This window comes from Providencia sp. PROV255, assembly GCF_028478065.1.
Lineage (GTDB): Bacteria > Pseudomonadota > Gammaproteobacteria > Enterobacterales > Enterobacteriaceae > Providencia > Providencia rettgeri.
Map to the genome: position 1 here is coordinate 77,079 of NZ_JAMPMI010000008.1, position 15,145 is coordinate 92,223.

Sequence of the window (15,145 nt, forward strand, 5' to 3'; positions counted from 1 at the left end):
CTGTACTGAGTAGTTCATTAAGAAATAGAGTTCCCACAATAACCGCACTCAGCGGATTTAGTGCAATAAATACCCTTGCACCCGCAGCCACTAATGGTGAACCCCCTTAGCCCACCAGTTAAGCGTAGTATTGCTTTTGCTGTTATTAACGAGAACCAAGCATCACCGGCAACAAAGGCATTTTTACAAATTGCCAAAAAACTATATTCGTGATCAGTCAGTGCTATTCAGCAATTGGTAAGTGATTACGTATAAATATTGCTCGTTTGGGTAAATCTCTTTGATAAGCGCTTTCAACGTCTCTAGACTCATGGCTTCTTGCTTAGCGTGGTATTCAGAAATGTCATCATAAGAAATGGGCTCTACCGACAATATTTTAATATCAGTATAATATTCACCTGTTTCCAGCGCGTATACCTTCACAATAGTCCCAGGAACATAATCGCTCTCGCTTTTATCACGGATAGTGATAATTTTTTTACCGGAAACCACCAGTGGAAGTAAACGCTCAAAAAAGGTTATCGTGTCTGGGGCGTTATTCATAATAATTCTCTTATTTTTATGCAATGTCTTTTCTAGGAAGACCTATTTTCTTATAAACCCAATAAATTGCAATAAAATGGTTCTTTTCGTGCTTTCAATTATACGAATACTATAGCGATCATTGCGTTTTATATACAATCAAGCCATAAAAATATTATCTACTACTATAAATTGAGTATACATAATGGATAACAATGAAAATTTGTTCTATCAACAAGAACACTATTTTTGGTCTGCAATATGTGCAAATGTAGTGAAAATCAGCAACCAAACTAGTGCTTACTTTTCTGAGCTACCATTGCCTATATTTAATTATATTTACCTCCACCAAGGTGCGCTCATTTCAGATTACGAGAAGGCTGAAATGCTGTTCAAACAACAAGCTAAGCCTTATGTCCTTGTTGTTCATGGCCAAATACGTTCTCTATTTGAGTCAGAAATAGTAACACGGGGGTTAATCTATGATGGTGAATCAACCGCAATGATTTTACCGCAAGACGTTTTATCTCAGTACAATTCACCACCGCAGCTTAATGCGGCTTTTCAGGTTGTGTTCAGCAATAATCAACTCAAGGATTGGGCTCAGCCGTTAATTACAGCATTCCCTGTCGATTCTGATACAGATGAAAGTGACTCAACTGTTACTGACGAGTATATTCGTTATCACCAAAGAGCACTTGATAAACAAACTAATATGGTGCATTTAGTCTTATTTGCAGATCAGCAACCAGTCTCAACCTTAACTATGACATTTAATAATGAAACAGCTCGACTTGATGATATTGGTACTGATATTCAATACCAAGGTAAAGGGCTCGCGACTTCACTTATTAAACATGCGCTATACCTTTGCCATCAACAAGGGGTTAAACAGTGTGTATTAGAGTCATCCAGTGAAGGGTTATTTATCTACAAAAGACTGGGTTTTGTACCTATATTTAATTACTACAGCTATATTTCGGAATGATTTTATTAAATGCATCTTAATAAATAAGGTGCATTTTACTTTACCTAAAAAAATAAGGCTCTAGTATAATCGCTAATAGCAACACTCCACCACCAATATTAATGTATTTTCGTAATGTTGAGACGCTCAGGGAGGAAGAAGAAATAATTAAAGCGGAGCAAGAAAACAGCAGCCATAAAGCCATCATGATAATATGGATAAGTGATAATACAAGAAAATTAGCAAGTGACGGGTCAGCTCCTGCATATTTTGAAACAACGACTAAATATAAAATAATCGCTTTTGGGTTAAGTAAATTAGCTAAATAAGCATCTTTGACCGTAATTTTTTTTATTTCTTGAGAGCTTTCTCTTTTACTGGTATTAATTCCTGAAATGATCAATGAAATAGCAAGATACAATAGATATAATGTACCTAAAATACCAATTAAATTCATTACCCACTGGTAAGAAACCAGTATTTTACTTAAACCAATTCCAACTAAAAAACCATGAGTTAAAATGCCTAATCCCGTTCCAATAATAGGTATAAACAGTCCTCTAATACCTTGGTTTAACACACTATTTAAAGCAATCGCAAAGCTTGCTCCCGGTGACACGACAATAGGGAATAATATAACGATAAAGCCGAGTATATCCACTTTATTTTGTCACCGTTTGGTACCAATGTTGAATATCTGTCACAATTTGTTCAGTATGTAACTGCCCATCTTTATCTTTAAAAAAATGGTCTAAATCTTGATATGCTCGGTAGCTGACATGGGGATTACGAATTTGTTTCATCATATTGTCTGTACCATGAGCATCCACGTTGGTATCCGCCATCGTTTGTATCACCAAATGTGGAGTTTTAACTGACTGGATAAGTTTTAAATTGTCAATGGTGAGCATCTCATACCACCATTTCGGGCCATGGCCGCTGACAAATTGGTCGTTATTTAATTGCTTTTGTTTTACCGCTTCTGCAAATTGTTTAAAACCTTCTTTTGAGTTAGCAATTTCTTCTTTAGGTGTATTATTTTCAATACTATACAGAACATCATTAATAAAATATTGTCCGCCGACATTCAATGCAACGGATGCGGTTATAAAATTTTCTTGTGCAACAATTAAATTAGTTACCAGTGCACCTTCACTTCCGCCTAATAGCACTATGTGTTGATAATCATTTTTTAATTGTTGTAATACTGCTACATAATTATTGGCGCGTTCTAATGGCGAGTCTTTCGACATATAGTCAACAGGACACTCTTCTTCCGAAGCTTCTTCATCATTAGCCCCCACTAGGTTGTTTAACCCTGTTTTTTCAACTAATAAAATATCATTATCAGGAAATACCACACCGAAATTTTTCAGCATGTTTGGATTATTAATGACGCTTTTACAATCAGAGCCTTGTAATAGAACTAATAAATCCTTTGATTTTTCGGCTTGTTTTTGGATTAAGTAATAGTTTATTTCTTTTCCTGCAAAGTGCATGGTTTGCATATTCACAGATAAATCCTGAGCAAATACACCCAATGAATAAAGTGAAAGTAACAAGGTAGTCATTTTTAATTTCATCGCGCACTCATCATGTCTATAAGGGCCTTTCGAAGATATTATATTGATTTTTTTATAACAAATAGCACCTAAAATGCCCTCATGATACAAGATAAAAGTTAGACATGTGGCCTATGCTTGTGCAATCTTTATTGCCATATTAGTAAACAAGTCAGTCGTTTGTTTATTCAATTCTGTTGTCATAACTAAGATTGAAATTTGTTCACAATTGGCAATCTTATACCTCGCAACTCCAGGTAATTTGTCTGCGGTTACCCCCATAATGACTTGATTACTGCGTTCAAAAAGGATTTTCTTAAATTTAGATTCTTCATAATCAAATATCGAAACCCCCATTTGTGGATCTAAAGCACAGCCACCAATAAAGCATTGGTCAAAATGGATTTGATTGATTTGATTCACTGCAGAAATATCAATACTCGCGCCAACTTGACGGTTTAATTTTCCACCAATTAAAATCACTTCACATAGTGGCTTCTTCATTAGTTCTAATGCTATTGATGGGGAATGAGTCACAACCGTCAATGATAGTTCCGAAGGTAAATAACGAGCGATTTCTAAGTTAGTTGAACCTGAGTCAATAAAAATACAGGTATTTTGTTTGACTAGTTTATTGCAAGCCTTCGCTATTTTGATTTTTTCATCTTGGTTTTGTGTCGTTCTCTGCTCGAATGTGCCCTTTTCCTCAAGCATACTGACCGCACCGCCATGGACTCGACGACAAACGCCTTCTTGTGCTAATTCATTTAAATCCCTGCGAATAGTATGCTCTGATACTTGCATTTCACGGGCTAACGTCGTGCAAACCACACGCCCTTCATCTTGTAGTAACTGGCGAATTTTATTTTGCCTTTGTTCTGGAAAAGCGACATAATCGAGCATACACTTCCTCATTAACTTTTTTAGCAATCATAATCGAGCAAGAAAAGATGTCAAACACTATCTTGTTCAAGCACTCGAGGACAACTAAATGACACACTCTCAGTTACCAGATAGCTTTTTCTTACATGAACTTGCCAATACTGCCGGTAAAATTTCTCTTGAATACTATCGAGCAAATGAACTTAGTGTTATTGAAAACAAACCCAAAGCCAACTATCGCTTCGATCCAGTCACTCAAGCGGATAAGCTCGCAGAAAAAGCCATGCGAGAACTGATATCTAAACATTATCCAACGCATTCTATCATGGGTGAAGAATATGGAATAACGGGTACAGGTCCCATTCAATGGGTACTTGACCCCATCGATGGAACCCGCCCTTTCCTTTGTGGACTCCCTTTATGGGCAAACCTGATAGGCCTAACTGAGCATGGCAAAGCGGTCATGGGAATGATGAGCCAACCCTATATTGGTGAACGCTTTTGGGCAGACCAACACGGAAGCTGGACCAGTAGCTCTCACGGACAATATCGCTTATCTACTCGCAAACACGTCAAACTCGAACAAGCCATCTTGCATACCACATCACCTGAACCTATTGCCGCACGATCAGACATTCATTTTATGGCGCTAGAGAAACAAGTATTAATGACTCGCTATGGGGGAGAATGCTATGCAATGGCAATGCTAGCAGCGGGTAGAATCGATATTTGTGTCGAATTCGCACTGGAACCTTATGATATTGTTCCATTAATCCCTATTATAGAACGTGCTGGTGGCATAGTTACTACATTGGATGGCAGCCGAGCTGAAGCAGGTGGTGCCGTTGTAGCAACGGGTTGCCCATATCTTCATGAACAAATTCTGACTATCTTAAATACAGGTAGTTAATTTTATCTTTTTAAGAAGCCCTATAAAATGCAATCTACTCAACAAGTTAATAGCCATGTTTCCTTAATACCCGCTAAAAGGGAGCAAATTTCTACTCGAATTATTTTTTTTATTGCTGGTTTTGTTACCGCGGCCTGGGCAGCCATTGTTCCTTATGTCAAACTTAACACAGGAGCAAATGATGCCACCCTTGGCATGCTATTATTATGTTTCGGTGGAGGGGCACTTATTGCTATGCCGGTGACCGGAGCATTAGCGGCCAAGTATGGCTGCCGCCGCTTAATGGTTTTTTCCACTATCGCCTTTTGTTTGTTGTTCCCCATTTTATCTTCTTTATCGCAAGTTAACTTTATCATCGTTGCCTTATTATTTTTTGGAATTTTCATTGGCTTAACAGATTGCGCGATGAACATTCAAGCTGTTATTGTTGAAAAGTCATCCGACAAGCCAATTATGTCTGGTTTTCACGGTTTTTATAGTGTCGGGGGTATAGCAGGTGCAGGTACCATGAGTTTGATCTTGCTACTTGGCGTTTCCGCGACAATGGCATCAATGATTATTTCAATTGTTGCGGTGGTTCTATTAGCGGCTTGCTATAACGGTTTAATCCCCTACGCTAACGCCCCAACTGGCCCCCTTATCGCTATCCCGAAAGGCATTGTTTTAGTTATTGGGATTGTCTGTTTTGCCGTTTTTCTTGCTGAAGGCGCAGTTCTTGACTGGGGAGCTGTATTTCTAATTGAACACCATGGATTAAAAGAAACTTTAGGCGGTTTAGGTTTTGCGGCTTTCGCCACAACCATGACTATTGGCCGATTACTGGGCGACAAAATTGTTATACGAGTCGGTTCTGCTCGTGTCGTATTTTTAGGTGCTTTGCTCGCTTGCCTTGGTTTTGTTATTGCTGTTTTATCTCCTCATCTCATATTTGCCATCATAGGTTTTGCATTAGTCGGTGCGGGTTCATCTAATATAGTACCGGTGATGTTTTCTGCTGTAGGGAAGCAAAAAACGATGCCAGAGGCTCTTGCCGTACCTGCAATTTCAACTTTAGGCTATTTAGGTATTTTGGCTGGACCTGCAGCTATTGGTTTTGTTGCTTTTCAATTGTCCTTGGCAACTGCATTATTATTAATTTCTGCATTATTAGTTATTATTGCTTTTGTAACTCGTTTTATCCGTGTGTAATTTTTTGAATCTCTTAAGGCTACTGCATTGTAGCCTTATGCTCCGTTTTTCCTCATCGATTGTTCGTATCTGATAAAAATGGAAACAATCGTGCTCTATTTATAGATTTCATGTATATAATTATTCATTAAACTATTAAAATTCCATCTGATTTTTCTGCTAGTGACTTCCATATATACTGAGGCTAAATGAACCCTACTCATAAAAAAAAGATTATCATTATTGGTGCTGGCGCGGCTGCGCTTATGTAATCGCTTAATGTTGAATTACCTGTTAGCTCCTCTCCCTCTATCATTGCGCACATCAATGATTCTATCGAACAAACATTGGTTCAACATATCATTTCAACACCACAAATGGAGCTACGACCAGCAGGTTCAGGTAAAATACTCTGTGCTGAAGATTATATTAGCGAAAAGCCCGAGCACAGTGCAGTGGCTATCGCACAAAACGCCCTTACAACGATTAAAAATTCATTTATAGGTAGTAACACGTTAAATCTTGAAAACGCTTTCATAGGAATGCGACCTATGCCTAAAGATGAGATGCCAATTGTCGGAAAAGTTGCTGATTTTGAAGGTTTATATATTATCAGTATGCACGCTGCGATTACGCTAGCGCCTTTGATATGCCAATTGGCTCAAGATGAAATCTTGCATGGAATAGAACAAGCCGCATTAGGCCCATATCGATTAACTCGTTTTGTATCAGGTAACTGACAAATGAATATTCCGTTGTACTATTTAAGACATTATCAATCGATTGAAAAAACATTTTGGACATCTATTTGTGAACATAGTATCCAGATTGCACAACACACAATTTGCTATTTAACGCCCCTTAATTCGCCGGTGTTTAACTTCATTTATTTGCAGCCTGACTCGACCAGTCACGCCTTTATGCAGGCTCACAACCTGTTTGTTTCACAGAAGAAAAACCATACTTTAGTGATCCCCGAAGAGATGCTCCAACAGGTGGTAACTGAGGCTGAGTCACTAGGTTACAAACGTGACAGCGTCACTACCGCAATGGCGTTGACTTTAGCAAAACAAAATGAGGTTGAACTGCCTGATAACCAAGTCGATATCGTCTTAGCGAATCACGATTTGTCTTTGTGGGCTAAGCCACTTGTTTCCGCATTTTATCTATCTGAAGAGCACGACCAGGTTATTAAAGAATATGTGCGTTATCATGAGGATGCTTTGCAACAAGGCGCACCACAATTTCACCTTGTGTTGCTCGTCAACGGAGAACCAGCGACCTCAATGACCGTAACAATTGAAGGAACGTTAGCCCGTTTTGATGATATTGGTACTGAGCCAAGCCATCAAGGTAATGGCTATGCATCACAACTCATTGATTATGCTTTAGCATTTTGCCGCCAGCAAGGTGTAGAGCACTGTTTCCTTGATGCTTCAGAAGCAGGATTTGACCTGTATAAAAAATTTGGTTTTGTGCCATTATTTCGTTACATCAATTATGTCTGGTGCAAATAATTTAAAGCAATAGTGTTATTTGTAGAGGCATCTAATCTGGGATCATTGTTCATACAATGGTTCCAAATTCAGTCATTTCCCGATCAACCCTAGTGACAAAATTGTCTGATGTTTACATATGAAAATTAATATTATTGGCACTAGTGGCAGCGGTAAAAGTACCCTTTGCCAGCAACTTTCTTTGTTATTAAATGTCCCTTCTATTGAGTTAGATAGCTTATATTGGCTAGCAAATTGGCAAGGTTCTTCAGATGATGAGCTTAACCAGAAACTCGCCGCTACATTAGATAAAGCGGTATCTGGATGGATTCTTGATGGCAACTATACACGGACTCAACCCATTAAATGGAAAGAAGTCGACATGGTGGTTTGGTTGGATTACTCCTTGCCTCGAACCCTTTATCAGTCGATTACACGCACATTAGCGCGCATTCGTTCTGGACAAGAGCTGTGGGAAAATACGGGCAATAAAGAATGTTGGAAAAATGCCTTTTTCAGTCGCGATTCGATAATTTTGTGGCTGCTAAAGACTTACTATCCAAATAAGAAAAGAAACCTAAGTCATATGGTAAATTTCAATTTACGCCATATTCAGTTTGTTCGGCTCACCTCACCAAAAGAAACAAACTTATTTTTACAACAGATGAAGGCTCAAGTTCAGAGTAAATAAACATCTCGGTAGTCATAAAAACTACCGAGATAGTATTATCTCAGCGATTAAAGCTCATTACATGCCGTTTTCAACATCGCCGTTTGTTGAAATTTTTCAATTCCTAACTCAATTAAGCGGCTAATTAATTGCTGATAGGTCATACCGCCTTGCTGCCATAGTTTAGGGTACATACTGATATTCGTAAAACCAGGCAATGTGTTGATTTCATTGATAACAACGTCATTATTTTCTGTTAAGAAAACATCCACACGGGACATTCCATAGCAATTTAATGCACGATATGCTGATAAAGCAATCTCACGAATTTTATCACTCACCGCTTCATCTAATTGTGCAGGAGCAACGACCGATGCGCCATTCTCATCAATATATTTGGTATGGTATGCATAAAAACTATCGTGCAACACGATTTCACCACAAGGACTGGCAAGAGGCGCTTCATTACCTAATACTGCGCACTCAATTTCACGCCCTTTTACTGCGCTTTCAATAAGGACTTTCGTATCAAATAAAAAGGCAAAATCCAGTGCCGAGTCAAATTCTGATTCAGTGCTGACTTTGCTGATCCCAACAGATGAACCTTGATTTGCCGGCTTAATAAATAACGGTAAACCTAATTGTGCCACAGTGGCTTCATATTTCGTTGTTGCGCGTTCATTTTTAAACACCGTAATAAACGGGGCGATATTTAAGCCTGCGTCTCTAAGTAATCTTTTGGTAACGTCTTTATCCATACAGGCCGACGAACCTAAAACCCCCGGCCCGACAAACGGTAAATTCGCCATACGCAATAAGCCTTGCAGTGAACCGTCTTCACCTAAGTTACCGTGAACAATAGGGAAAATAACATCAATTTGCGGCAATGGCTTCGTATCTTCAAGCGAAATAAATTGTTCTCGCGTTTTTCCCGGAACAAGTGCAATGCTACGTTTTGGTGTATTCAAGGCAATACGAGACGGGTCATCACCATGCAATAAATAATCAGATTCGTTATATTCATGCCATTGCCCTTCTTTATTGATTCCCAAAAGGCATACATCAAATTTATTGCGATCTAATCCATTGATAATATTTTTAGCGGACTGTAGCGAAACTTCATGTTCTGTTGATCGACCACCAAAAATAACACCTACTCGTATCTTGCTCATTATTTGCTCCGACATAAAACACCAAACCTAGCAGAGAAATATAGCACGCAAAGAAATGGTTATGACATAAATTATTTATTTTTCATTAGGGTTCGCTGGCTTTATAATCAAACCTTCTTTTTTTGATAGGTAATTATCTTCCGTCAATCAGGGTTTCAATACTGATATTCACCTGCTCTATTAGCCACTGGATAAAAATAGCTGCTGCACTGCCCTTTTCAATAGGTTTCGATGACAATAAATAATATGCAGAACTATCTTCAATGAAACCATATGGTGCGGCTAATTGCTTTGATTGTACTTCATCCGCAACCATCAAAAATGATGCAAGCGCTGCTCCTTGCCCCGCCAATGCAGCTTGAATGCACAAGTAAAAGTGCTCATATGTAATAGTTTTACTATTTGGAAGAGTAACTTTTTTTATATTCTGCCAAGTTGTCCATGCATTGGGTCTAGATGTCGTCGACAGTTGTGGTATATGAGCAAAGTTTTTCTTAAGATCAAGTCCAGGCCGAACCACAACCCCCATGCGTTCTGAACAAACTTTTACTGCAAAAAGATTGTCATTCCATTTAAAATCATTACGCCTCAATGCTAAATCAACGTTCGCTTTTGTAAAATCAATAACACCACCTGCGGCAACTAGATGTACCGTAATATGAGGATATTGTTGATAAAAATGCGTAAGTCGAGGAATTAACCACTTCATTGCAATTGTTGGTTCACAAGACAAGCTAACAACATTAGGAAACGTGCTACTTTTTATCTTTTCAACACCGTCTTTAAGCTGTTCAAATATCGAACTAGTTGTTTGTAACAATATTTGCCCGTTAGCCGTTAAAAAAACAGCTCGGTTCCTTCGTTCGAATAACTCAACACCAAGATATTCTTCTAATAAACGAATTTGTCGGCTAATCGCACTATGAGTCACATTTAGCTCTTTTGCTGCCTTCACAAAACTGCCTGCTTTCGCAGCAGTATCAAAAAAACGTAATGATGTTAACGGTGGTAGTTTCATATATATAGGTAACAAAAACTGACAGATTTGCGTCAGGATAAATCGCTTTTTAGTTTTATTCAATCCATTGATAATAAAAACAATAAATAAACAAATTATTTCAAAGTAAATACATTTTTAGTCTGTTTCTATTACCTTTCAGGAAATTAATATGAATGAAGTTATTGCAGTTGCGACCATCACCATTTTAGCCGTAATTAGTCCAGGGCCTGACTTCGCTATGGTAACTCGCAATAGTTATACCTATGGCATTAAAACAGGCTTATTGTGTGCGCTAGGTATCGCTATTGGGGTACAGGTTCATGTGTTCTATACCGTTTTTGGTATCACGCTGGTCATCATGAATTCACCAACATTATTCTTAATAGTTAAACTTATTGGTGTAATTTACTTGGTGTATATCGGATTTAAATCATTAACAAATAAAGTAAAAATATCCTCAAATAACGCAGTATCAAGGCCATTATCTGCCTTAAACGCTTTTAAAAATGGTTTTTTGACGAATGCTTTAAACCCAAAAACCATGTTTTTTGTAGTTTCTGTGTACAGCCAAGTTATCAGTACACAGAACTCAATTTGGTTAAATTTAAGTTATGGCCTATTTATTTCTTTCGCTCATTGGCTTTGGTTTAGTCTAATTGCTATTTTCTTTGCGACACCCGTAGTACGAAACAAAATTCTTAACTACCAATTTATTATGGATAGAACAATTGGTGCACTACTCATTCTATTGGGACTATCTTTATTATTCTTTAATATAAATTAATCTTGTACTTACATTCCTACCCATGTCCACATTCATGATAACTATTTACCCTGCAACCGATAATATTCATTGACCACTTTCGCCAACTCAATCACGTCGGCTGGAATATTGAGTTTGGCGAGCGCCTCAAATGGCACCCATTCAAATGGTGCAAAAGGCGGTTGTGATGAAGGCAATAACTCACATAAATAAATCATATCAATATGCCAATGGTTACCTTTCTTTTTATCGACAATAAACTCTTTCAAGATAGCGATAGGCAACGGCAGTACTTGTGTATGGGATGAATCATGGATTTGTGATGCAAACGGGAAACCACAACTGACTACTTGGCACTCTAACCCAGTTTCCTCAAGAACTTCTCGAAAAACAGCATGCTGTGGCTCTTCATTCACTTCGATGTGGCCCCCCGGAGGTAACCAAAAATCAAGCTTTTGATGTTCGTGTAATAAAAATTCACCATGCTCATTACGGATCATTGCTGTTGCCGTAAAATGTTTAACTTCCTCGTTCATCCTATCATTGCCCTTTTTTCCATTTTACTATTTCTACGTTGTATTTTTATTTTCGAGCTTAACACCTCGCGGCCTTCCAGTCATAAGGCATTAACTCTGCTAATGTCACTTGCGTATTTTCATTGACTGCAACAATAGCTTTAATGACTGAGATGCTAACTAGATATACACGCCAGGCATGCAAACACTATACCGTCAAACGGGCAAGGAAGACACTAAACGGAAGCTAGTGAGTGGGTAACAGTGATAAAAAAATAGCCAGCGCTTGGGCCGGCTATTTCTGATAAAACTATTATGCGGTTAGTGCAAGTTTTGCTCCAAACATCAAGAATACAGCGCCAATACAACTATTAGATAATTTAGATAGCTTTTTATTATGTTTAACCATATTCGTTACGGCAACCGCGCCAAAAATCAATAGTGATAAATAAATCATGCTACAGGCTTCTAAAATGGCGCCAAGAATAAAAAATGGCACCCCCGCGCTTGGGTAAGCTGGATCAATGAATTGGATAAAAAATGAAACATAAAAAATGATCATTTTAGGGTTTAGTAAACTTAAAAAAACGGCTTTTTTATAGGTACCCTTGGTTTCTAAAATAATTGAATCAACATCACCTGTATTTTCTTTCTTATGTAACACGCCATATAAGGTTTTAATCCCTAAATAAAATAAATATGCCGCCCCTGCGTATTTTATAACACTAAAAAAGATAGGCGATGTTTTTACTAAAGACGCAACCCCTAAAAATGATAGAAAAATGAGCATAGCATCTCCTGTAAAGACACCTAATGCTGCTTTATAACCATTTTTCACACCATATTTCGCACTGCTAGTTAAGACAAATAAAGAATTAGGGCCTGGTACCAATGTAATAAAAATAACACCGATAAGATAAGTCCATAAGTTTGTAATACCGAGATTTTCAAGCATAGGAAACCCGCTAACTCAATAAAAATTATAACAAAAAATTCACATCATTTCTTTATATTTATTATGATACAGACTTTATTCACTCCATAAAAGATATCACTAATGAATAATGCAAATATAAAATATAATTTCAATAAATCAAAATAATCTGGCTTTATAGCAATGAAGCAACATACCTAACAAGAACAATAAACCACGCAAACCAACTTAATCAGAAGCGGACTACAAACACCTAGCAAGACAGTGATTAATGCCAGTATTTGTTAATAACAAAGAATTTAACACCACAAAAACAAATGGAATAGTAATAGTGATTTGAGTGAGGTTTCACGTTATAACATAAATGTCGGTGCTATTTAAAAGTAACGTTGGATAAAAACTGTATAAAATTAAAACACCTCATTTAATAGCAAGCTAAGATTATTTTCTTTTAACATTTTATTAAAAAATATTGAGTTATTAATCATTATTATTTTAGGAATTCCATGGAAAGCGCTAACTATTTTCATCTAGAGGAACTCAACGGCCTTGAAATGATCAAAGCCCGTTATCATCAACAAAAATTTTCTCGCCATAGTCATGAAGGGTTTTGCATTGGTGTTATCGAAGAAGGCGCACAACAATTTTTCCGTACTGGCGAAAACCACTACGCGCCTAAAGGGGATATAATTTTAGTTAATGCCGATGAAATTCACACTGGCTCATCAGCAATGGAAAATGGCTGGTCTTATCAGGCTATTTACCCTACTCCAGAACTTTTTACCCAACTCACACTCGGTTTAACAACAGAGCACCAAGGGCTGGTACCCTGGTTTCCTATTGCAGTGATACAGGATGCAGGGCTTAGCGCCCAACTCCGCTTATTGTTTAATCTATTACCTCAATCAGGTAATACCCTTTTCAAGGAAACCTTGTTGTTATCCTCTTTAAGTTGGCTAACCTTACGTTACAACCGCACTAAAATTGAATTAACAGAAATAACACCCGCAAAGCAACGCATAGAACAAATTTGTGACTTGCTCATCAACACCTGCGAACAAGAACATTCATTAAGCCAATTAGCCGAAATATCAGGTTTTAGCCAATGGCACTTTCTACGACAGTTTAAATTGCATACAGGGATTACACCACACGCATTCTTAGTACAAGCCCGCTTACACAAGGCAAAAAAACTGTTATTAGCAGGAAATACGCCTGCAGAAGTCTCAAACCAATGCGGTTTTTCCGACCAAAGTCATTTCACTCGACATTTTAAACAGGCCCTTGGAGTTACCCCTGGGAATTTTATTCGGCATCGGATCGGTGAAAAGAGCAATTTTATTCTATCTACTAATATTTAATATCTTTAAAATCAATCAAATTATAAAAGTGTTCATAATTACAACAAGGTTAGTTTAAATGGCATCACAACAAAGTAACCAATGGCAAAAAGCGATGATGACAGGAGCTGTTCATACCGCTCCTCTTAATCTTGCTGTTATTCCATGGGGGGTATTAGCAGGTTCAATGGCGGTCGAAACAGGTCTCGATTTCTGGCAAAGTGTGGCGATGTCTGCAATGGTATTTGCAGGCGCAGCACAGTTAGTCACCCTTGGATTGCTAAATTCAGGTGCGGGCTATATCACGATTGTTATCTCTGTTTTTTTTATCACTTCTCAGCACTTACTTTATGGGCTGACATTACGCCCTCAAGTTAAAGACTTTACAACGCCCCAGCGCCTTAGTATCGGCTTTTTATTAACAGATGAATTATTTGCGATTAGCGCAGCTAAACGCCAAAGTTTAAGTTTTCCCTATCTCTTTGGTGCTGGGTTTAGTTTTTATATCGTTTGGTTAATCGCCAGCCTTTGTGGGATTGCGATGGCCAATATTGTGGGCGATTTGAGCCGCTTACATCTCGATTTTTCTGTGGTTGCAACTTTGCTTGCAATCGTCGTTCCACTAACAAGAAAAATAAGTACGCTTTGTGGTGTTATTTTTTCACTCGTTGTCGCCATCGTACTTTCAATGTACTCCTTTAGTAGTGCTATTGTTATCGCTGGTGTGGGTGGGATGTTTGTATCGGTGGCCGTTTCACGTTTATTGAAGGAGGAAAAATGATTTGGCTTTTAATTATTACCTTAACAGCAGTTGTTTTTACTCTACGTTATATTTTCCTAATACCACAGTTACCAATACGTCTGCCCCTCGTGGTTCGTCAAGCACTAGGGTACTCAGCGCCTTGCTTGCTAACCGCAATTTGTGCCCCTGTTATCCTATTAGAAAACCATAATCTACGCTCCTTCCCAGATAATCCTTATTTATGGGGGGCGTTATTCTGTGTCATTGTTGCCTCAGTATTGAAAAATATGCTGTTAACTGTCGGTCTTACTTTAGTATTTTTCTATTCCCTTATTTATTTTATCGGTTAACTTAATATTCAAGATAAAGCATCGTTCAACGCTTTGCTTTATCTTGGTTAATCCCTCATAATATGCCCCTCTCAAAATACATTCCTTTTCAATTTCACCCTGTCATTGATTGTCATAGTGAATACTTTATTGGCCTTACTTACTCAATAAATA

General features: G+C 37.9%; 18 protein-coding genes. 10 read left to right on the top strand and 8 right to left on the bottom strand.

What is annotated here, in order from left to right:
• Positions 1-213: 213 nt before the first annotated feature.
• Positions 214-543 carry a N(4)-acetylcytidine aminohydrolase gene (gene yqfB, locus PR725_RS07200; RefSeq protein WP_004910859.1) on the bottom strand — a complete coding sequence of 110 codons (330 nt, stop codon included), beginning with the start codon at positions 541-543 and terminating at the stop codon, positions 214-216.
• A 184-nt stretch (positions 544-727) separates the two neighbouring features.
• On the opposite strand from yqfB, the gene PR725_RS07205 reads away from it, so the two are divergent.
• On the top strand, positions 728-1,510 hold the full coding sequence (locus PR725_RS07205) for a GNAT family N-acetyltransferase (RefSeq protein ID WP_110731931.1): 783 nt from the start codon (positions 728-730) through the stop codon (positions 1,508-1,510).
• Positions 1,511-1,550: 40 nt separating this feature from the next.
• Here the strand turns inward: PR725_RS07205 and PR725_RS07210 are convergent, their stop codons facing one another.
• The 3 genes from PR725_RS07210 to PR725_RS07220 form a co-directional block, all read right to left on the bottom strand.
• Entirely contained in the window at positions 1,551-2,150 is a 600-nt protein-coding gene (locus PR725_RS07210; protein WP_110731930.1) for a LysE family translocator, read from the bottom strand.
• A gap of 1 nt (position 2,151) precedes the next feature.
• Positions 2,152-3,072, bottom strand: a complete 921-nt coding sequence (locus PR725_RS07215; protein WP_110731929.1) for an alpha/beta hydrolase family protein — start codon at positions 3,070-3,072, stop codon at positions 2,152-2,154.
• Positions 3,073-3,183: 111 nt separating this feature from the next.
• Entirely contained in the window at positions 3,184-3,954 is a 771-nt protein-coding gene (locus PR725_RS07220) for a DeoR/GlpR family DNA-binding transcription regulator (RefSeq protein ID WP_109912210.1), read from the bottom strand.
• 88 nt (positions 3,955-4,042) lie between these two features.
• Between PR725_RS07220 and hisN the strand changes: the two genes are divergently transcribed.
• The 5 genes from hisN (at position 4,043) to PR725_RS07245 (ending at position 8,197) form a co-directional block, all read left to right on the top strand.
• The gene (gene hisN / locus PR725_RS07225; protein WP_117161924.1) at positions 4,043-4,843 is read left to right on the top strand and encodes a histidinol-phosphatase; all 801 of its coding nucleotides are present in this window, start codon (positions 4,043-4,045) and stop codon (positions 4,841-4,843) included.
• Between the two features lie 27 nt (positions 4,844-4,870).
• Entirely contained in the window at positions 4,871-6,031 is a 1,161-nt protein-coding gene (locus tag PR725_RS07230) for an MFS transporter (RefSeq protein ID WP_004910848.1), read from the top strand.
• Between the two features lie 326 nt (positions 6,032-6,357).
• A complete protein-coding gene (locus PR725_RS07235) occupies positions 6,358-6,750 on the top strand; it encodes a hypothetical protein (protein WP_226537845.1) in 393 nt (130 codons plus the stop codon).
• A 3-nt stretch (positions 6,751-6,753) separates the two neighbouring features.
• Positions 6,754-7,527: a GNAT family N-acetyltransferase gene (locus tag PR725_RS07240; protein WP_117161926.1), complete on the top strand. Its 774-nt coding sequence runs from the start codon at positions 6,754-6,756 to the stop codon at positions 7,525-7,527.
• Positions 7,528-7,645: 118 nt separating this feature from the next.
• Complete coding sequence (locus tag PR725_RS07245) at positions 7,646-8,197, top strand: adenylate kinase (protein ID WP_117161927.1); 552 nt, start codon at positions 7,646-7,648, stop codon at positions 8,195-8,197.
• Positions 8,198-8,244: 47 nt separating this feature from the next.
• Here the strand turns inward: PR725_RS07245 and ddlA are convergent, their stop codons facing one another.
• Together ddlA and PR725_RS07255 are read right to left on the bottom strand one after the other, a co-directional pair.
• The gene (ddlA, locus tag PR725_RS07250) at positions 8,245-9,348 is read right to left on the bottom strand and encodes a D-alanine--D-alanine ligase (RefSeq protein ID WP_117161928.1); all 1,104 of its coding nucleotides are present in this window, start codon (positions 9,346-9,348) and stop codon (positions 8,245-8,247) included.
• A 133-nt stretch (positions 9,349-9,481) separates the two neighbouring features.
• Positions 9,482-10,366, bottom strand: a complete 885-nt coding sequence (locus PR725_RS07255) for a LysR substrate-binding domain-containing protein (protein WP_196718394.1) — start codon at positions 10,364-10,366, stop codon at positions 9,482-9,484.
• Positions 10,367-10,517: 151 nt separating this feature from the next.
• Here PR725_RS07255 and PR725_RS07260 point away from each other — a divergent pair, with 151 nt between their 5' ends.
• Positions 10,518-11,132 carry a LysE family translocator gene (locus tag PR725_RS07260; RefSeq protein WP_109912203.1) on the top strand — a complete coding sequence of 205 codons (615 nt, stop codon included), beginning with the start codon at positions 10,518-10,520 and terminating at the stop codon, positions 11,130-11,132.
• A 41-nt stretch (positions 11,133-11,173) separates the two neighbouring features.
• On the opposite strand, the gene PR725_RS07265 is transcribed toward PR725_RS07260, so the two are convergent.
• Together PR725_RS07265 and leuE are read right to left on the bottom strand one after the other, a co-directional pair.
• Entirely contained in the window at positions 11,174-11,647 is a 474-nt protein-coding gene (locus tag PR725_RS07265) for an NUDIX hydrolase (protein WP_272568318.1), read from the bottom strand.
• A 292-nt stretch (positions 11,648-11,939) separates the two neighbouring features.
• On the bottom strand, positions 11,940-12,581 hold the full coding sequence (gene leuE, locus PR725_RS07270; protein ID WP_123381950.1) for a leucine efflux protein LeuE: 642 nt from the start codon (positions 12,579-12,581) through the stop codon (positions 11,940-11,942).
• Between the two features lie 485 nt (positions 12,582-13,066).
• On the opposite strand from leuE, the gene PR725_RS07275 reads away from it, so the two are divergent.
• The 3 genes from PR725_RS07275 to PR725_RS07285 are packed head-to-tail and all read left to right on the top strand — an operon-like array spanning position 13,067 to position 14,992.
• Positions 13,067-13,921 (top strand): helix-turn-helix transcriptional regulator, encoded by an 855-nt coding sequence (locus PR725_RS07275; protein ID WP_004910830.1) that lies wholly within the window; start codon positions 13,067-13,069, stop codon positions 13,919-13,921.
• A 58-nt stretch (positions 13,922-13,979) separates the two neighbouring features.
• The gene (locus tag PR725_RS07280; RefSeq protein WP_123381951.1) at positions 13,980-14,681 is read left to right on the top strand and encodes an AzlC family ABC transporter permease; all 702 of its coding nucleotides are present in this window, start codon (positions 13,980-13,982) and stop codon (positions 14,679-14,681) included.
• A complete protein-coding gene (locus tag PR725_RS07285; protein WP_272568322.1) occupies positions 14,678-14,992 on the top strand; it encodes an AzlD domain-containing protein in 315 nt (104 codons plus the stop codon). Before PR725_RS07280 ends, PR725_RS07285 begins: the two co-directional genes overlap by 4 nt.
• Positions 14,993-15,145 lie beyond the last annotated feature (153 nt).

Excerpts from the sequence above, each read along its gene's own strand:
- yqfB (WP_004910859.1), bottom strand. The coding sequence starts at position 543 with ATGAATAACGCCCCAGACACGATAACCTTTTTTGAGCGTTTACTTCCA.
- PR725_RS07205 (WP_110731931.1), top strand. The coding sequence starts at position 728 with ATGGATAACAATGAAAATTTGTTCTATCAACAAGAACACTATTTTTGG.
- PR725_RS07215 (WP_110731929.1), bottom strand. The coding sequence starts at position 3,072 with ATGAAATTAAAAATGACTACCTTGTTACTTTCACTTTATTCATTGGGT.
- PR725_RS07220 (WP_109912210.1), bottom strand. The coding sequence starts at position 3,954 with ATGCTCGATTATGTCGCTTTTCCAGAACAAAGGCAAAATAAAATTCGC.
- hisN (WP_117161924.1), top strand. The coding sequence starts at position 4,043 with ATGACACACTCTCAGTTACCAGATAGCTTTTTCTTACATGAACTTGCC.
- PR725_RS07230 (WP_004910848.1), top strand. The coding sequence starts at position 4,871 with ATGCAATCTACTCAACAAGTTAATAGCCATGTTTCCTTAATACCCGCT.
- PR725_RS07240 (WP_117161926.1), top strand. The coding sequence starts at position 6,754 with ATGAATATTCCGTTGTACTATTTAAGACATTATCAATCGATTGAAAAA.
- PR725_RS07245 (WP_117161927.1), top strand. The coding sequence starts at position 7,646 with ATGAAAATTAATATTATTGGCACTAGTGGCAGCGGTAAAAGTACCCTT.
- ddlA (WP_117161928.1), bottom strand. The coding sequence starts at position 9,348 with ATGAGCAAGATACGAGTAGGTGTTATTTTTGGTGGTCGATCAACAGAA.
- PR725_RS07255 (WP_196718394.1), bottom strand. The coding sequence starts at position 10,366 with ATGAAACTACCACCGTTAACATCATTACGTTTTTTTGATACTGCTGCG.
- PR725_RS07260 (WP_109912203.1), top strand. The coding sequence starts at position 10,518 with ATGAATGAAGTTATTGCAGTTGCGACCATCACCATTTTAGCCGTAATT.
- PR725_RS07265 (WP_272568318.1), bottom strand. The coding sequence starts at position 11,647 with ATGAACGAGGAAGTTAAACATTTTACGGCAACAGCAATGATCCGTAAT.
- leuE (WP_123381950.1), bottom strand. The coding sequence starts at position 12,581 with ATGCTTGAAAATCTCGGTATTACAAACTTATGGACTTATCTTATCGGT.
- PR725_RS07275 (WP_004910830.1), top strand. The coding sequence starts at position 13,067 with ATGGAAAGCGCTAACTATTTTCATCTAGAGGAACTCAACGGCCTTGAA.
- PR725_RS07280 (WP_123381951.1), top strand. The coding sequence starts at position 13,980 with ATGGCATCACAACAAAGTAACCAATGGCAAAAAGCGATGATGACAGGA.
- PR725_RS07285 (WP_272568322.1), top strand. The coding sequence starts at position 14,678 with ATGATTTGGCTTTTAATTATTACCTTAACAGCAGTTGTTTTTACTCTA.